The sequence below is a fragment of the Bradyrhizobium sp. USDA 3262 genome, assembly GCF_054060035.1.
On the sequence record NZ_JBSSCT010000001.1, the window covers coordinates 8,539,537 to 8,554,900 of the forward strand.

A 15,364-nucleotide genomic window follows, 5' to 3' on the forward strand; every position below is an offset into this window, starting at 1 on the left:
GCTCGTAACTTTGAAACTCGTTCACTGCGAGTAGCTCATGCACGAGGTTGGCGTTGCGGCAGGCGTACCCAATCTGGCGGCTGATGGCTTCGAACGCACCTCGCGCGCCACCGCATTCCCGGTCAATGGCTACGGCCCTCGTGAATCGGCAGCGTCTGGGAATGGACGAGCGATTGGCATTCACCAGAAGCACGACGCAGACGCACCGAAAGCCTGCTGCATCCCGCAAGATCCTCGCGGCCGGTCCGAGATCGGGAGCTACGACTCTCGTCAACCGAACCTCAGGATTCCGCGCAAGGTGCTTAAGGCGGCTCGCATCTTTGCTCCCCTAGCCATTGCCGCCGCTATCGTCCGGCCACGCGTCATGCCGAGCCGATCGACACCTCAGCAAGCCATGTCGGCTTCAGGTGCATCACCAGGAAGAGGATCACGTCATGAGTAAAGACACGATTCCAGAAAAGCCTGAGATGAGTACAGAGCCGATCAGTGCAGGATTGAAACGCCGCGATCTCTTGTTGAGCGGTAGTTCGCTCGTCGCCGCTTCAGCACTCTCTGCCGTCGGTGCGACAAGCTTCGCGCAAGCGCAGCAACCAACGCCGGCCCCGGTGCCCGCGCCGGCCGGACAGCGGCCCAATATCGTCGTCATCATGGGGGACGATATCGGCATCTGGAATATCGGTGCTTACCATCGTGGCATGATGGCCGGCCGGACGCCGAACCTCGACAAGATCGCCGCAGAAGGCATGCTGTTTACCGATTATTATGCCGAGGCGAGCTGCACCGCAGGCCGCGCCAACTTCATCACCGGCGAACTACCGATCCGCACCGGCATGACAACGGTCGGTCAGGCCGGCGCTCCCACAGGCTTGCCGGCGGAGGCCGTGACCGTTGCCACCGCGCTGAAAGGCATGGGCTATGCCACCGGCCAATTCGGCAAGAACCACCTTGGCGACAAGAACGAGTTTCTGCCGACAGTGCACGGCTTCGACGAGTTCTTCGGCTATTTGTATCACCTCGACGCGATGGAAGATCCGGCCCACCCCGCTTATCCGCAGGAGCTGTTGAACAAAGTCGGCCCGCGCAACATGATCCATTCGTGGGCGACCAATGTGGACGACACCACCGTGGATCCCCGCTGGGGCAAGGTCGGCAAGCAAAGAATTGAGGACGCCGGAACGCTCTATCCCAAGCGGATGGAAACCGTGGACGATGAAATCCGAGACTTTGCGTTGAGTTTCATTGAAAAGGCTAAAGCAGATAACAAGCCGTTCTTCTTGTGGCTCAATCCGACCCGCATGCACATCGTCACGCATTTGTCGCCGAAGTACCAGGCGATGCGCAACTCCAAGAACGGCTGGTCGATTCATGAAGCCGGTATGGCGCAGCTCGACGACGATGTCGGCATCGTCATGCAAAAACTCAAGGACATGGGCGTGGATGACAACACCATTGTCATCTTCACCACTGACAACGGCACCGAGGTCTTCACCTGGCCGGATGGCGGTCAGACCCCCTTCGCTCAAAGCAAAGGTACGGTCATGGAAGGCGGCTTCCGCGCGCCGGCGATGATCCGCTGGCCGGGCAAGGTGCCGGCCGGCAAGGTCGAGAACGGCATCATCTCCGGGCTGGACTGGTTCCCGACCTTGCTGGCGGCTGCCGGCAACCCGAACATTGTCGAGGAACTGAAGAAGGGGAAGCACATCGGGGACCGTACCTACAAGTGCCATCTGGACGGTTATAATCAGATGGACATGATTACCGGCAAGGGGCCGTCGAACCGGCACGAAATCTGGTACTTCGGTGAGAGCGAGCTCGGGGCTGTGCGCATCGACGACTACAAGTATCGTTTCATCGACCAGCCCGGGGGCTGGCTGGGCGAAAAAAGCAAGGTTGACGTGCCCTACCTGACCAACCTTCGCCTGGATCCGTTCGAGCGAACGGGCTGGCCTGATAGCGGGACCAAATACGGCGCGCAACAATACTTCGACTGGTTCAAATATGAGTTCTGGCGCTTCGTGTTCGTTCAGCAGGAGGTCGAGAAGCTGGCCATGACCGCGGTCGAGTTTCCGCCGATGCAGAAGGGCGCGAGCTTCAACCTCGATTCCGTGAAGGCGAAAATCGAGGCCGCCAGGACGGCAATGGCAAAGTGAGATTCATAATCGTGTTGGGCGGCGTCCATGCCGCCCAACGCCGTCTCCTCCGGCCTTTCGATATTGCAGATCGGTTCACCGAAGTCCGCTTCCGGGAGTGGAGCGGGCCAATGGCGGACGGGCCCGATCGTCGCCTTCTGGCCCAAGGGGTGCTTCAGTCCGGATCTATGTCGCCTTTTCAGAGCGTAGCGGACGGGCCTCCATGAGTACACCGCTCTAACCCCGTTTGCGCGCTGGCTTCGCCAGCGCCGTCTCGATCAGCGTGCGCGCCGCCTCGCCGGCTGTCTCCATGTAACTGGCGTCACGGTGCAGCAGCACCACGGCGAATGATCCGTCCAGCAGCAGCAGGATCTGCCGCGCCAGCTTGAGCGGATCGGCGATCCCCTGCTCCGCGAAGGTCGCCCGGAGCCAGTCCTCGAACTTCTTCTTGTGCGCGGCGCCGATCCGGATCGCGGGATGCCCGGGCATGTTGGCGAGCTCGGCGGAGGTGCGCAGGAAGCCGCAGCCTTTCCACTTTGGATGCCGCGCCGAGCGCGCAAGGTTCTTGAAGATCGCCTCGACCTTCACCGCCAGGCCGCCCTCGGCCTCCGCGAACCATTTGCGGAACAGCGCGAGATTGGGCTGGTCGCGGGCGGCGAGATAGGCGGCGACCAGGTCGTCCTTGCTCTTGAAGTGATAATACAGCGTGCGCTTGGTGAGGCCGGCCTTGGCCGCAACCTCGTCGACGCTGACGCGGCGGATGCCCTCATTGTAGAACAGCGCGCTCGCCGCCTGGACGATGCGCTCGCGGGTGGGCTCGGAGGGTCTGGGCATGGCGCGTATGTATACTAACCAGTGAATATACACAAATTCCGGCTAGCTCTACATTCGGCGCTGACACGAAACAGCCATGCCGGAGAGCGCACCATGCCCGAACCCATCCTGCTCGAGATCACCGACGGGATCGCCCTGATCACGCTGAACCGTCCCGAGCAGCTCAACGCGCTGAACTACGCGCTGATCGATCAGCTGATGGCGGCACTCGACCGCATCGAGGGCGACGCTGACGTGCGCGCGGTGATCCTGACCGGCGCCGGCGAGCGCGCCTTCTCGGCCGGCGCCGACATCAAGGAATTTTCCGAGAGCGTCAAACAGGGGGCAGCCATCGCGGTGCGCGACTTCGTCCGACGGGGACAAGCCATGACCGCGCGGCTCGAGGCATTCAAGAAGCCCGTGATCGCCGCGGTCAACGGGCTCGCCTTCGGCGGCGGCTGCGAGATCACCGAGGCAGTACATCTTGCGATCGCCAGCGACCGCGCGCTATTCGCAAAACCCGAGATCAAGCTCGGCATGCCCCCGACCTTCGGCGGCACGCAGCGGCTGCCGCGGCTGGCCGGACGCAAGCGCGCCCTGGAGCTGCTCCTCGCGGGAGATCCGTTCCCGCCCGAGCATGCGCGCGAGATCGGGCTGGTCAATCAGATCGTGCCGCACGATCAATTGCTGACGGCCGCGCGCGAGCTCGCCGGCCGCATCACCAGGCATTCGCCCGGCGCCGTCGCCGGCACCATCACCGCGGTGACGCGCGGGCTCAACATGCCGATTGCCGAGGGCCTTTTGGTCGAGAGCGAGCAGTTCGCCGCGCTGGTGCCGAGCCGCGATCTCGCCGAGGGGCTCGCGGCGTGGAGGGAACGGCGGCCGGCGAAGTATGTCGGGGCTTGAAAACCCGCTAGTGCGACATCCGTCATTGCGAGCGAAGCGAAGCAATCCATCGATCCGCATACGCGGAAAGATGGATTGCTTCGTCGCTTCGCTCCTCGCAATGACGGTGGATAGCCTTACCGCACCACCGCCGCGGTTTGCCCGAACAAGAGCTTGCGCTCTTCCTCGGTGCGGATCGCGGGCTGGCCGAAATTCGGATTGACCTCCTTCGCCTTGGCATAGGCGCGCTCGGTCGCGGGGCGCTTGCCGATCGTCTCCAGCCAGCGCTTCAGATGCGGGAAATCGTCGATCTCCTGGCCCTGGTTCTTGTAGGGCACGACCCAGGGATAGCTTGCCATGTCGGCGATCGAATAGTCGCCGGCGATGAATTCGCGGTCGGCAAGCCGCTTGTTGAGCACGCCGTAGAGCCGGTTGGTCTCGTTGACGTAGCGGTCGATCGCGTAAGGCAGCTTCTCGACGGCGTAGTTGCGGAAGTGATGGTTCTGCCCGGCCATCGGCCCAAGCCCGCCCATCTGCCAGAACGTCCACTGGATCACGTCATAGCGGCCATGAATATCGGCCGGCAGGAATTGTCCAGTCTTCTCGGCGAGATAAAGCAGGATCGCGCCGGACTCGAACAGCTGCAGCGGCTTGCCGCCGCCCTTCGGCGCGTGATCGAGAATTGCGGGGATGCGGTTGTTCGGCGCGATCTGCAAGAAGTCCGGCTTGAACTGATCGCCTTTGCCGATGTTCACCGGGAAAATCCTGTACTCCAATCCGGTCTCCTCAAGGAACATCGTTATCTTGTGACCGTTCGGCGTGGACCAGTAGTGGAGATCGATCATGGGCGTGATCCTGCATTGCCAGGGACTGCCGATGTCGTGCATCGGCGAGAAAGATGCGAATGCATGGAGTTGGGCGCATAACCGCACCCAAGTCAATGGTGGGCGCATTGCACCGCGCGCGAATGTGATCTGCGGCCAGCGCAACTGCCCGATTGAGCCGCGTCCCGATTGCTCCTAGGCTCACCGTGTTTGGTATTGAAAAATTTTCAAAACACGGGGGATTGTGATGACACGGGATTTGGCACGACGTGATTTCCTGAAAGGTTCGGCGGCGGTCGCCGGCGCTGCAGCCGCGGGCGCCTTCTCCTGCGTCGAGATCGCCAGCGCCGCGCCGATCGAGGTGCCGACCGTCGACAAGCTCTCGATCCGCGTGCTGGTCGATTCCAGCTTCGATTTGTTCTTCAAGCCGAAGCAAGCCGGCGGCGTCACCATCGCGTCGCCGCCGCGCTCCGCCGACTACCAGAAGTCGCTGCACAATGAATGGGGCCTGTCGCTGTGGCTGGAGTCGGAGGTCAAGGGCGCGCAGCGCACGCTGATGCTCGACTACGGCTACACGCCGGAGGTACTGCTCAACAACATGGCGCTGGTCGGCGTCGATCCGTCGAAGCTCGACGCGCTGATCGTGAGCCACGGGCATTACGATCATTTCGGCGGCCTCAACGGCTTCCTCGACAAATTCCGCGATAAGCTGCCGGCCGACGTGAAGCTCTATGCCGGCGGCGAGGACAATTTCTGCCACCGCGTCAGCGCAACGCCGACCAAGGGCCAGTTCAACGATTTCGGCACGCTCGACCGCCGCCAGCTCGCGGCGCAGCGCGTCACCACCGTGCTGTGCGAGACCCCGACCGTGATCGCGGGCCATGCCTTCACCACCGGCAAGATCACCCGCCGCAGCATCGAGCGTGTGCTGCCGCAGACCTGGGTCGAGTTCGGCATCAAGGACGGGCTCGGCTGCAACGCCAGCCACTATCTGCCGGCCGAGATGGACGGCAAGATCGTGCCCGACGAGCACATCCATGAGCACGCCACCTGCTTCAACGTGAAGGATTTCGGCCTCGTCGTGATCTCGTCCTGCGGCCATGTCGGCATCGTCAATTCGGTGAAGCAGGCGCAGGAGGTCTCGGGCATCCAGAAGGTGCACGCGATCGTCGGCGGCTTCCATCTCGGACCCGCGCCGAAGGACTACCTCACCGAGGTCGTCGCCGAGATCAAGAAGCTCGACCCCGACGTGCTGATCCCGATGCATTGCTCCGGGCTCAACTTCGTGCAGGAGGCGACCGCGCAGATGGGCGACAAGGTGCTGGTCACGACCACCGGCAGCCGCCTCTCCTTTGGCATATGATCGCGCCGATCCTGCGCGGCATTGCATTCGTTGGCGCCGGCCTCTGGTTGACGCTGGCGCCGGTGCTGGCGGGCGATGCGCCGCCGCAATCGGCGCGCTCGGCCGCCGAGATCATGGACATCCTGATGTGGAACAGGGAGCCGGTCGGCGGCCCGTTCGCGCTGACCGATCAGGCCGGTCATGAACGCACCGACAAGGAGTTCCGCGGCAGGCTGATGCTGATCTATTTCGGCTTCACCACCTGCCCCGACGTCTGCCCAACCGATCTGCAGGCGATCGGGCTTGTGCTCGACAAGCTCGGCCGCGACGGCGATCAGGTGCAGCCGATCTTCATCACCATCGATCCCGCGCGCGACACCGCCGCCCATCTCGCAGAGTATGTGCCGATGTTTCACCCGCGCCTGATCGGACTGACCGGCAACCCTGATGCGATCCGCAAGGTCGCCGATGCCTACAAGGTCTATTTCGCGCGGGTGCCGCTGAAGGACGGCGCCGACTACACCGTCGATCACACCGCCTACATCTATTTGATGGACCGCGACGGCAATTATCTCGGCTTCTTCCCGCCGGGGACGTCAGCCGACCGGATGGTCGAGATCATCCGGCCGAGACTCGAACAGTGACGGTAGAGATTGGCAATTCTAGCCGCTCGATCGGTCCACCTCTCCCCTTGTGGGAGAGGTGCGATGATCACCGCGCTCAGGTTCACTGTATCCGCCCGTGCGCGCGCAAAAAGCTCGCGCCGCTTTCCGTCACCGTCACCCGCATGCCCTCGACCGAAGGTCGGCGCGCGACATAGCCGCGGTCGACGGCGTCCTCCCAGATCGTCAATCGCGGGCATGAGCTGCGCCAGACCTCGAGCACCTCGGCATAGGGCCGCGGCTCGCGCGCGACCCACTCGACAAGATCGAGCACCAGGGCATCGGTGGTCTCGCTCATTGAACGTCTCCCGTCGTTGCGCGATCGCACCGGGTGCTGCGATCGGGAGGGACCCATGCAATGTCTCCGCCGGTATTTCTGCGCCGCTTGGCCTCTTCCGGCAAACTGAGTTATCTTGCCCATGCATCAGTTTTCCTGAGGGTTCATGCGGCGGCTGCTCTTTCTCAACGGCATCAAGGCGTTCGAAGCCGCGGCGCGGACCGGCAGCTTCGCGGCGGCGGGCAGCGAGCTCAACGTCTCGGCCGCCGCGATCAGCCGGATGGTCCATCTGCTCGAGGAGCGGCTCGGCGTTGCGCTGTTCGAGCGCAAGGCCAACCGCCTCGTCACCACGCCGGCGGGCCGCGCCTATCAAGGCGGGCTGACGCCGATCTTCGACGCGCTGGCGAGCCTTACCGCGCAGGTCACGGCATCCGCGAGCGCGCGGGTGCTGACCGTCGGCGTCGGACCGACCTTTGCGCTGAAATGGATGATCCCGCACCTTGCCGAGTTCCGCAAAGCGGAGCCCGATATCGAGGTGCGGATCACGACCGGCGGCATGGCGGTGCCGTTCGCCGACGACTGGAGCTGCGGCATCCAGCTCGGCGACGGCCAGTGGCCGGGCCTCGTCGCCGAGCCGCTGTTCGCCGCCGATCTGATGCCGGTGTGCACGGCGCGGCTCGCCAATACCTTGAAGCGCCCCGCCGACCTCAAGGGCCCGAGCCTGATCCGCGTCGCCCATTCGCCCGACGACTGGCCGTCCTGGCTGAAGGCGGCGGGCGTGCCGCGCCTGACCGCGCGCGGGCCGGAATTCCAGTTCTACGGCCAGGCGCTGCAGGCAGCTAGCGACGGGCTCGGCATCGCGATGGGCATCCGGCCCTATATCGACGACGATCTCGCCGCCGGCCGGCTGGTGGCGCCGTTTGCGCTCAGCGTGCCCAAGGGCATGCGCTGGTATCTGGTCTATCGCGGCTTCCACGCCGAGCAGCGCGATTTCGCCGCGTTCCGGCGCTGGATCATCCGCGCCGCGGCGGAGCCCGCCGCCCGCCGCAAGGGAACGCGCAGTGCCTGACGAGACCATCGATACGCTGGTGATCGGCGGCGGCCAGGCCGGGCTCACCATGAGCCACCGGCTGAAGCAGCGCGGCATCGCTCATCTGGTGCTGGAGCGAGGTCGCATCGCCGAGCGCTGGCGCAGCGAACGCTGGGACGGATTGATGTTCCAGTTTCCGAACTGGTCGGTGCGGCTACCGGATTTCGCGTTTCCGCACAACGATCCCGACGGCTTCGCGGACACCGCCGCCATCATCGCCTTCATCGAGGACTACGCCGCGTTCATCGCGCCGCCGATCCGCTGCGGCGTCGCGGTCACCAAACTGCGCCGCGACGCCGGCGGCTTCCTCGCCGAATTTGCCGGCGGCAGCATCGCCGCCCGCAACGTCGTCATCGCCACCGGCCCCTATCAGCGGCCGCTGCGGCCCGACCTGCTGCGCGATCACCCCGGCCTGTTTCAGGTCGATGCCGCCGGCTACAGGAACCCCGCGCAATTGCCTGACGGTGCGGTGCTGGTGGTCGGTGCCGGCGCGTCGGGGGCGCAGATCGCCGAAGAGCTGATGCGCGCCGGCCGCGACGTCTTCCTCTCGGTCGGACGTCGCAACCGCCTGCCGCGCCGCTATCGCGGCCGCGACCTGATCTGGTGGCTGGCCGAGATGGGCATCGACCGGACGCCGGTCGAGCAGCGCGGTCCGTCGCGGCTGCTGCCGGTGATCTCCGGCGCCCATGGCGGCCACACCGTCGATTTCCGCCGCTTCGCCGCCGGCGGCGTGACCCTGCTCGGCCGCGTGACGGCGGCGCACGACAGCGTGCTCGAGATCGCGCCCGATCTCGCCGCCAACATCGCCAATGGCGACGCCTATTACGCGACCTTCCTCGGGATCGTTGACGACTTCGTCGCGGCGCGCGGCCTCGATCATCCCGAAGATCCCTTGGCGCGCCTCCGTTTGCCCGATCCGCCGTGCCTCACCGCACCGCTCGATGCGATCGACCTGCGCGCCGCGCGGATCAGGAGCGTGATCTGGGCCACCGGCTATGGCCTCGATCTGAACTGGATCGACATACCGGTGCTGGATGCCGACGGCGCGCCGCGACACCGCCATGGCGTCTCCGAAGTGCCGGGCCTCTATTTCCTCGGCCTGCAATGGCTGTCGAAGATGAAATCCTCGTTCCTGTCAGGCGTCGGCGACGACGCCGCCGTGCTCGCCGACCACATCGCCGGCCGCGGTTAGATCCAACGACATCGGAGGTGCGCTCCCTCGCCCCGTTCTTACGGGGAGAGGGTTGGGGTGAGGGGCTGCTTCCGCGCAGACCGTCGCAGTTGGGCTCGCGGGGACTCCCCCTCACCCGGAACGCATCTGGCGATGCGTTCCGACCTCTCCCCGCACGCGGGGCGAGGTGAAGCGGAGCTCGCTGCTCGAAGCAAAGTCGACTTTTTCTCCCGGTTCCTTTGCCGTTCGGAAATAAACCGCGCGACTTGTGATCTGGTTCACATAGGGCACCGCGCGCTCGTGCTTCCTATGAGAAGGGCATTTCGAGGTCGCACATGATTTACAGCGGTTTTGAGATCAAGTCGTTCGAAGTGGGGAAGGGGCAATGGCACGCCAGGATTCAACGGGTCGATCAAAGGCCGGTCGTCATCGATGGCATGCTGTTTCCGATGCTCGACATCGGCTTTGCGTGGTCCGATCCGGATGCGGCGATCGCCGACGCGAAGCGGGCTATCGACCGGTTCCCGCAACGCTATGGCATGACAATGCCGGCGGCCGAAGCATCGGCGTGACCGGCAACGTCGTGGTCGCCGCCGTTCCGCAATGCGAGCCGGATCCGGTCTGGCCGGCGCAGGTCCGCACCAGCTGCCCGGAATGCGCCGCCCCGCTCTCGCTGCTTCGCGTGATCCCCGGCCGCGCCGCCGAATACTGGACCATGCGCTGCGACGGCTGCGGCGGGATCCATCTCGACATCGTCGACCTGCCGCGGGCCTGAACTCCGCGACCGCGCCGCCTGCTGACACCCTGCTGTCAGCAGCCTTGCCGAGACGCAAGTCCGGCCGTCGTTTACCCTTTTCTCGCTGCCGGACTCGTCCCATATTCGGGGCATGGCGAAGACACCGAACACTCCGAAAAAGCCCGGCAAAACCCCCAAATCCAAAGCACACCGGCCCGAGGTCCTCCCGATCGGGCCCGCGCTTGCCGAACTGCTCAATCCGGCGATCAACCGCGGCGATGCCGGCATGGGTTCGGGCACCGGCCTGCAGCCGCCGCCGGACAATTCCTGGGACCGCCGCGCCGGCGGCGAGGCCGCCGCGCATCGCGCGCGGGCGTCGACGCGCGAGACCAGCGAGGGCGTCGCGAAGCGCGATACTACGGGCCTCGGCGAGGCCCCGCAGGCCAATTACGGCACCTCGGCCACCATCCCGACACTCGATCCGGAACTGGCGCGGCAGCTCGGCCTGCCCACCGCCGAGGACGACGAGGAGGCCTTGGCGCGGCCGCCGCGCAGCAAGATGGAGGCGCTCGGCGTCAAGGCGACCGCCGACGCACTGGAGAACCTGATCCGCGACGGCCGCCCGGAATTCCGCAAGGACGACGGCTCGATGCGGGTGTGGACCCCGCACCGCCCGCCGCGCCCGGAGAAATCCGAAGGCGGCGTGCGCTTCGAGCTCAAGTCCTCCTACGAGCCAAGGGGCGACCAGCCGACCGCGATCGCCGAACTGGTCGAGGGCATCGACCGCAACGACCGCACCCAGGTGCTGCTCGGCGTCACCGGCTCGGGCAAGACCTACACCATGGCCAAGGTGATCGAGGCCACGCAGCGCCCGGCGCTGATCCTGGCGCCGAACAAGACGCTGGCCGCCCAGCTCTATGGCGAGTTCAAGAGCTTTTTCCCCGACAACGCCGTCGAGTACTTTGTCAGCTATTACGACTACTACCAGCCGGAAGCCTACGTCCCGCGCACCGACACCTATATCGAGAAGGATTCCTCGATCAACGAGCAGATCGACCGCATGCGCCATTCGGCGACGCGCGCGCTGCTCGAGCGCGACGACGTCATCATCGTCGCTTCGGTGTCCTGCATCTACGGTATCGGCTCGGTCGAGACCTACACCGCGATGACCTTCGCGCTGAAGAAGGGCGAGCGCATCGACCAGCGGCAATTGATCGCCGACCTCGTCGCGCTGCAATACAAGCGCACCCAGGCCGAGTTCACCCGCGGCACCTTCCGCGTCCGCGGCGACGTCATCGACATCTTCCCGGCGCACTATGAGGACCGCGCCTGGCGGGTGAACCTGTTCGGCGACACCATCGAGACTATCGAGGAGTTCGACCCGCTCACCGGCCACAAGCAGGACGAGCTCGAATTCATCAAGATGTACGCCAATTCGCACTATGTGACGCCGCGCCCGACGCTGGTGCAGGCGATCAAGTCGATCAAATCGGAGCTGAAGCAGCGCCTCGACCAGCTCAACGACCAGGGCCGCCTCCTGGAAGCGCAGCGGCTCGAGCAGCGCACCACCTTCGATCTCGAGATGATGGAGGCGACCGGAAGCTGCGCCGGCATCGAGAACTATTCGCGCTATCTCACCGGGCGCCGTCCCGGCGAGCCGCCGCCGACGCTGTTCGAATATGTGCCCGACAACGCGCTGGTGTTCGCCGACGAGAGCCACGTCACCGTGCCGCAGATCGGCGGCATGTTCCGCGGCGACTTCCGCCGCAAGGCGACGCTCGCCGAATACGGCTTCCGCCTGCCCTCCTGCATGGACAACCGTCCGCTCCGTTTCGAGGAATGGGACATGATGCGGCCGCAGACGGTGGCGGTGTCGGCGACGCCGAGCGGCTGGGAGCTCAACGAATCCGGCGGCGTGTTCGTCGAGCAGGTGATCCGCCCGACCGGGCTGATCGATCCGCCCGTGGACATCCGCCCTGCCCGCACCCAGGTCGACGATCTCGTCGGCGAGGTGCGCGCCACCGCGGCGGCCGGCTATCGCTCGCTGATCACGGTGCTCACCAAGCGCATGGCGGAGGACCTCACCGAATATCTGCACGAGCAGGGCATCCGCGTCCGCTACATGCACTCGGATATCGACACGATCGAGCGCATCGAGATCATCCGGGATCTCCGCCTCGGCGCGTTCGACGCGCTGGTCGGCATCAACCTGTTGCGCGAGGGCCTCGACATTCCCGAATGCGCGCTGGTCGCGATCCTGGACGCCGACAAGGAAGGCTTTCTGCGCAGCGAGACTTCGCTGATCCAGACCATCGGCCGCGCCGCGCGCAACGTCGACGGCAAGGTGATCCTCTATGCCGACAGCATGACCGGCTCGATGGAGCGCGCGATGGCCGAGACCACGCGGCGCCGCGAGAAGCAGGTCGAGTACAACGAGGCTAACGACATCACGCCGGAGAGCGTGAAGAAGTCGATCGGCGACATCCTCAACTCCGTCTACGAGCGCGACCACGTGCTGGTCGAGATCGGCGACGGCGGCATGGCCGATGACGTGATCAGTATCGGGCATAATTTCGAGGCCGTGCTGAGCGACCTCGAAACGCGGATGCGCGAGGCCGCGGCCGACCTGAACTTCGAGGAAGCCGCCCGCCTGCGCGACGAGGTCAAGCGGCTGCGCGCCACCGAGATGGCTGTGGTCGACGACCCCACCGCCAAGCAGCGCAACGTGCAGAAGCAGGCCGGCGCCTATGCCGGCACCCGGAAATATGGCGATGCCGCCAACCTGCCGGTCAGCGCGCTGAAGAACAAGTCGGCGCAGACCTCGCTCAAGGCAAGCCGCGGCGGCAAGTCCGGCTCACGCGTCCACAAGCCCGATCTCGACGAGATGCACGGCCCGGAATCACTGCCCTTCCGCCCGAGCGGCGCGCTGCCGGCAAAACCGTTCGGCACCACGAGCCGCATCATCCAGCCGACCGACTCGCGGCAGTCCGGGCCGGAATTCGGCCCGTCGCCGAGGAGCAGCGGCGGCACGCCGGGCAAACGGGGCGGGTGGAAGAAGAGGTAGATCATGACGCGCGCCGAGCTTCTCGCCTTCCTGCGGATGCATCGGCTCGCTGTGGTCAGCACGGTTCACGACGGCGCGCCCCAGGCGGCGGTCGTCGGGATCGCGGTCGGCGACAATCTCGAGATCATCTTCGACACGCTGACCACCTCGCGCAAATACCAGAACCTCCGCGGCGATCCGCGCGCGGCGCTGGTGATCGGTTGGGACGCCGAGCAGACCGCACAGATCGAGGGAGTCGCGGACTTACCGAGCGGCGCGGAGCTCACCGCCTGCAAGCAGGTGTATTTCGCAGCGTGGCCCGACGGGCTGGAGCGCGAGACCTGGCCGAACATCGGCTATGTGCGGATACGGCCGAACTGGGCGCGGTTCAGCGATTTTGGCGCGGTGCCGGCGCGGATTGAGGAAATGACGCTGCCATAGACAGCTTCATCAGCCTCGCCTCGATCACGCCACGTCGAACGCCGGATGGTAGCTCACATCCCCCTTGCGCGCCTTGCCCTTCAACACCAACCGCTGAAAGTATCGGCTCGGCTTGCCGCCATAGATCAGCCGGCGATCATCGAGGAAGCCGAAGCGGTGGTAGTACGCGGGATCGCCGAGCACGACGCAGCCATCGGCCCCTTGCTCCGCAAGCCGGATGAGCCCCTCGCATATCAGAGCTTTGCCGATTCCGCGCCCTTGCAGGTCGGGTGCGACCGAGACCGGGCCAAGGCCATGCCAGCGTCCCGCTACGCCATCGATCCGGACCGGCGAGAACGCGACGTGCCCGGCGATGCTGCCGTCCTCGGAGACAGCCACCAGCGAGAGCGTCAGCGCGCCGGCTGCGCGCAGCGCCTCGACGATGCGGGCTTCGGTGCCGCTGCTGTGCGGCGCTGTCGCGAAGGCGGCCGCTGTGATGCGGCTGATCGCGGCGGCGTCTTCGGGGCGTTCGTCCCTAATCTGCATGCCCGCAGATAAAGGCTACCCAAGAGGATGCGCAAGTGGCGGCGCTTCGCCGCGCGGGTGCTCGGGGCCCGTGCCACATATTCGGTGTCGTCCCTGCGAAAGCAGGGACCCATAACCACAGACGATCATCGTGAAAGACGGTGGAGCGATGAGCCCCGTTCACGATATCCGCCGCGGGGTATGGGTCCCTGCTTTCGCAGGGACAACGTCCGGAAGGCGCCGCGGCCTCTCGGTTCATGCACGGACGTCTCTGGAATACTGGATCACCCGCATGCGCGCACGCGCGGGTGATGACTCGGCGCTGTTTGACATCTTGAATCGAGAACCATCCTCACCGTCGTCCTGGCGAAAGCCAGGACCTATTACCACCGGCTTTGGTTGTCGGAAGGATCGTGGCCCCAGTGTCGCGCAACAATTCGCATTTGGGGTAATGGGTCCTGGCTTTCGCCAGGACGACGTCAAGGGATGTGGCTCCGCTTCGCCCCGACCCTAACCCGATCGCTTGTTGCTGGTGTTCTGGGTCAGATTGCCATGCGCGGCCTGCTCGCGGATGTTGTGCTTCTCGTCGTCGCGATGGCCCTTGGTGGTGTCGATGGGAACGCTGGGGGTGCTGCCGGGGCCCTTGTGGCTCTTGTTGTCGTCCGGAACGGGCTGGATGGTCTTTGTCTTTGGTTTCGTCATCATCGTCTCCGTTACGCATGGAGACAACGCCGCCGGTGCGGACGGCGTTCCCGGAGCGAGACTTCACATGTCCGGAGATGTGGCTTCACAGCCGATCCTACAGCTTCTCCTGCTGCGACGGCTGCGCCTGTTGCTGCTGGCGCTGCCGTGCCTGCTCCTTGGCGTGATGGCGGCCGTAGAGGCAACCGGCGGCGGCGCCGAGCATGCCGTGATGGCCGGCATAGTGACCGGCGACGCCGCCGACGATCGCGCCCTTGATGCAACCCTTGGCGTCGGCAGGCGACGCCGCGGCGAGCGCGCTGACGGCAATGACGGACGCGAGAACAATCGATTTCATGATGCGGCTCCAATGCAATGCTGCCGCATCAACGGCGCAGCGGCACCGCCGGTTCCGGGAAGAAGAGCGGTTCACCATCGGCCTCCCCGCCGGCAAGGCGGCGCGTCGGATTAGCTGTTATTGAACGCACCGCGACAGCGAGCCGGCGCGATCTCACCGGCCGGCCCCGGAGGAGCTCAAGGCCTCATGGCCGGCGTCGGCGCCGGCTCACCGTCGCGCGGTGCGCGCTCGCATGATCTATTTGGAGACAACCAGGGCGGCGACGGCAAGCGGCATGGTGTTTCTCATAAGGAACTCCTGATCGCGGATGCGTCGCCCACGCCGAACCAACCGGGCGCGCGCCGGGAGGTTTCATTAACTCGCGGACAGGCGCCAACTCGCGGACAGGCGCCGCCGCGCCCGCTTCAC

The 15,364-nt window shown here is 65.3% G+C and carries 17 protein-coding genes and 1 pseudogene; 12 read left to right on the plus strand and 6 right to left on the minus strand.

Annotated features, from left to right (window positions below):
• Positions 1-70: 70 nt before the first annotated feature.
• Both ACVWYP_RS40435 and ACVWYP_RS40440 read left to right on the plus strand, forming a co-directional pair.
• Positions 71-438 (plus strand): annotated as a pseudogene (locus tag ACVWYP_RS40435) (formylglycine-generating enzyme family protein); the annotation flags it as partial.
• Positions 435-2,150 carry a sulfatase-like hydrolase/transferase gene (locus ACVWYP_RS40440; RefSeq protein WP_439711120.1) on the plus strand — a complete coding sequence of 572 codons (1,716 nt, stop codon included), beginning with the start codon at positions 435-437 and terminating at the stop codon, positions 2,148-2,150. The pseudogene ACVWYP_RS40435 and the gene ACVWYP_RS40440, both read left to right, overlap by 4 nt.
• 216 nt (positions 2,151-2,366) lie before the next feature.
• Here the strand turns inward: ACVWYP_RS40440 and ACVWYP_RS40445 are convergent, their stop codons facing one another.
• Positions 2,367-2,963, minus strand: coding sequence for a TetR/AcrR family transcriptional regulator (locus tag ACVWYP_RS40445; protein WP_304497172.1), 597 nt, complete (start codon positions 2,961-2,963; stop codon positions 2,367-2,369).
• Between the two features lie 93 nt (positions 2,964-3,056).
• Between ACVWYP_RS40445 and ACVWYP_RS40450 the strand changes: the two genes are divergently transcribed.
• On the plus strand, positions 3,057-3,848 hold the full coding sequence (locus ACVWYP_RS40450; protein ID WP_304497173.1) for a crotonase/enoyl-CoA hydratase family protein: 792 nt from the start codon (positions 3,057-3,059) through the stop codon (positions 3,846-3,848).
• A gap of 116 nt (positions 3,849-3,964) precedes the next feature.
• Here the strand turns inward: ACVWYP_RS40450 and ACVWYP_RS40455 are convergent, their stop codons facing one another.
• The gene (locus ACVWYP_RS40455; RefSeq protein ID WP_304497174.1) at positions 3,965-4,672 is read right to left on the minus strand and encodes a glutathione binding-like protein; all 708 of its coding nucleotides are present in this window, start codon (positions 4,670-4,672) and stop codon (positions 3,965-3,967) included.
• Between ACVWYP_RS40455 and ACVWYP_RS40460 the strand changes: the two genes are divergently transcribed.
• From ACVWYP_RS40460 to ACVWYP_RS40470, 3 genes are read left to right on the plus strand one after another with little or no spacing between them, the layout of a single operon-like run.
• Positions 4,671-4,850 (plus strand): hypothetical protein, encoded by a 180-nt coding sequence (locus ACVWYP_RS40460; RefSeq protein ID WP_304497175.1) that lies wholly within the window; start codon positions 4,671-4,673, stop codon positions 4,848-4,850. The genes ACVWYP_RS40455 and ACVWYP_RS40460 overlap by 2 nt on opposite strands.
• 48 nt (positions 4,851-4,898) lie before the next feature.
• Positions 4,899-6,014, plus strand: coding sequence for an MBL fold metallo-hydrolase (locus ACVWYP_RS40465; RefSeq protein WP_304497176.1), 1,116 nt, complete (start codon positions 4,899-4,901; stop codon positions 6,012-6,014).
• A complete protein-coding gene (locus tag ACVWYP_RS40470; protein ID WP_304497177.1) occupies positions 6,011-6,637 on the plus strand; it encodes an SCO family protein in 627 nt (208 codons plus the stop codon). The genes ACVWYP_RS40465 and ACVWYP_RS40470 overlap by 4 nt, the downstream gene beginning before the upstream one ends.
• 82 nt (positions 6,638-6,719) lie before the next feature.
• Here the strand turns inward: ACVWYP_RS40470 and ACVWYP_RS40475 are convergent, their stop codons facing one another.
• Complete coding sequence (locus ACVWYP_RS40475; RefSeq protein WP_304497178.1) at positions 6,720-6,953, minus strand: hypothetical protein; 234 nt, start codon at positions 6,951-6,953, stop codon at positions 6,720-6,722.
• 145 nt (positions 6,954-7,098) lie between these two features.
• On the opposite strand from ACVWYP_RS40475, the gene ACVWYP_RS40480 reads away from it, so the two are divergent.
• The 6 genes from ACVWYP_RS40480 to ACVWYP_RS40505 all read left to right on the plus strand — a co-directional run bounded on the left by ACVWYP_RS40480 (position 7,099) and on the right by ACVWYP_RS40505 (position 13,413).
• Entirely contained in the window at positions 7,099-8,001 is a 903-nt protein-coding gene (locus tag ACVWYP_RS40480) for a LysR substrate-binding domain-containing protein (RefSeq protein WP_018273588.1), read from the plus strand.
• A complete protein-coding gene (locus tag ACVWYP_RS40485; protein ID WP_304497179.1) occupies positions 7,994-9,214 on the plus strand; it encodes an NAD(P)-binding domain-containing protein in 1,221 nt (406 codons plus the stop codon). Before ACVWYP_RS40480 ends, ACVWYP_RS40485 begins: the two co-directional genes overlap by 8 nt.
• 314 nt (positions 9,215-9,528) lie before the next feature.
• Positions 9,529-9,765, plus strand: a complete 237-nt coding sequence (locus ACVWYP_RS40490) for a hypothetical protein (protein WP_304497180.1) — start codon at positions 9,529-9,531, stop codon at positions 9,763-9,765.
• Positions 9,762-9,968, plus strand: coding sequence for a zf-TFIIB domain-containing protein (locus ACVWYP_RS40495; RefSeq protein ID WP_370142560.1), 207 nt, complete (start codon positions 9,762-9,764; stop codon positions 9,966-9,968). The genes ACVWYP_RS40490 and ACVWYP_RS40495 overlap by 4 nt, the downstream gene beginning before the upstream one ends.
• A gap of 112 nt (positions 9,969-10,080) precedes the next feature.
• Positions 10,081-12,993, plus strand: coding sequence for an excinuclease ABC subunit UvrB (uvrB, locus tag ACVWYP_RS40500; protein WP_453945834.1), 2,913 nt, complete (start codon positions 10,081-10,083; stop codon positions 12,991-12,993).
• Between the two features lie 3 nt (positions 12,994-12,996).
• Positions 12,997-13,413: a pyridoxamine 5'-phosphate oxidase family protein gene (locus ACVWYP_RS40505; protein ID WP_028340583.1), complete on the plus strand. Its 417-nt coding sequence runs from the start codon at positions 12,997-12,999 to the stop codon at positions 13,411-13,413.
• Positions 13,414-13,437: 24 nt separating this feature from the next.
• Here ACVWYP_RS40505 and ACVWYP_RS40510 read toward each other — a convergent pair whose 3' ends face one another.
• The 3 genes from ACVWYP_RS40510 to ACVWYP_RS40520 all read right to left on the minus strand — a co-directional run bounded on the left by ACVWYP_RS40510 (position 13,438) and on the right by ACVWYP_RS40520 (position 14,956).
• Positions 13,438-13,938 (minus strand): GNAT family N-acetyltransferase, encoded by a 501-nt coding sequence (locus tag ACVWYP_RS40510; protein ID WP_028340584.1) that lies wholly within the window; start codon positions 13,936-13,938, stop codon positions 13,438-13,440.
• 489 nt (positions 13,939-14,427) lie between these two features.
• On the minus strand, positions 14,428-14,622 hold the full coding sequence (locus tag ACVWYP_RS40515; protein WP_016841379.1) for a hypothetical protein: 195 nt from the start codon (positions 14,620-14,622) through the stop codon (positions 14,428-14,430).
• Between the two features lie 94 nt (positions 14,623-14,716).
• Positions 14,717-14,956: a hypothetical protein gene (locus tag ACVWYP_RS40520; RefSeq protein ID WP_028340585.1), complete on the minus strand. Its 240-nt coding sequence runs from the start codon at positions 14,954-14,956 to the stop codon at positions 14,717-14,719.
• Positions 14,957-15,364 lie beyond the last annotated feature (408 nt).

Coding starts and splice junctions, on each gene's coding strand:
- ACVWYP_RS40440 (WP_439711120.1), top strand. CDS start 435: ATGAGTAAAGACACGATTCCAGAAAAGCCTGAGATGAGTACAGAGCCG.
- ACVWYP_RS40445 (WP_304497172.1), bottom strand. CDS start 2,963: ATGCCCAGACCCTCCGAGCCCACCCGCGAGCGCATCGTCCAGGCGGCG.
- ACVWYP_RS40450 (WP_304497173.1), top strand. CDS start 3,057: ATGCCCGAACCCATCCTGCTCGAGATCACCGACGGGATCGCCCTGATC.
- ACVWYP_RS40460 (WP_304497175.1), top strand. CDS start 4,671: ATGGGCGTGATCCTGCATTGCCAGGGACTGCCGATGTCGTGCATCGGC.
- ACVWYP_RS40455 (WP_304497174.1), bottom strand. CDS start 4,672: ATGATCGATCTCCACTACTGGTCCACGCCGAACGGTCACAAGATAACG.
- ACVWYP_RS40465 (WP_304497176.1), top strand. CDS start 4,899: ATGACACGGGATTTGGCACGACGTGATTTCCTGAAAGGTTCGGCGGCG.
- ACVWYP_RS40470 (WP_304497177.1), top strand. CDS start 6,011: ATGATCGCGCCGATCCTGCGCGGCATTGCATTCGTTGGCGCCGGCCTC.
- ACVWYP_RS40475 (WP_304497178.1), bottom strand. CDS start 6,953: ATGAGCGAGACCACCGATGCCCTGGTGCTCGATCTTGTCGAGTGGGTC.
- ACVWYP_RS40480 (WP_018273588.1), top strand. CDS start 7,099: ATGCGGCGGCTGCTCTTTCTCAACGGCATCAAGGCGTTCGAAGCCGCG.
- ACVWYP_RS40490 (WP_304497180.1), top strand. CDS start 9,529: ATGATTTACAGCGGTTTTGAGATCAAGTCGTTCGAAGTGGGGAAGGGG.
- uvrB (WP_453945834.1), top strand. CDS start 10,081: ATGGCGAAGACACCGAACACTCCGAAAAAGCCCGGCAAAACCCCCAAA.
- ACVWYP_RS40505 (WP_028340583.1), top strand. CDS start 12,997: ATGACGCGCGCCGAGCTTCTCGCCTTCCTGCGGATGCATCGGCTCGCT.
- ACVWYP_RS40510 (WP_028340584.1), bottom strand. CDS start 13,938: ATGCAGATTAGGGACGAACGCCCCGAAGACGCCGCCGCGATCAGCCGC.
- ACVWYP_RS40515 (WP_016841379.1), bottom strand. CDS start 14,622: ATGATGACGAAACCAAAGACAAAGACCATCCAGCCCGTTCCGGACGAC.
- ACVWYP_RS40520 (WP_028340585.1), bottom strand. CDS start 14,956: ATGAAATCGATTGTTCTCGCGTCCGTCATTGCCGTCAGCGCGCTCGCC.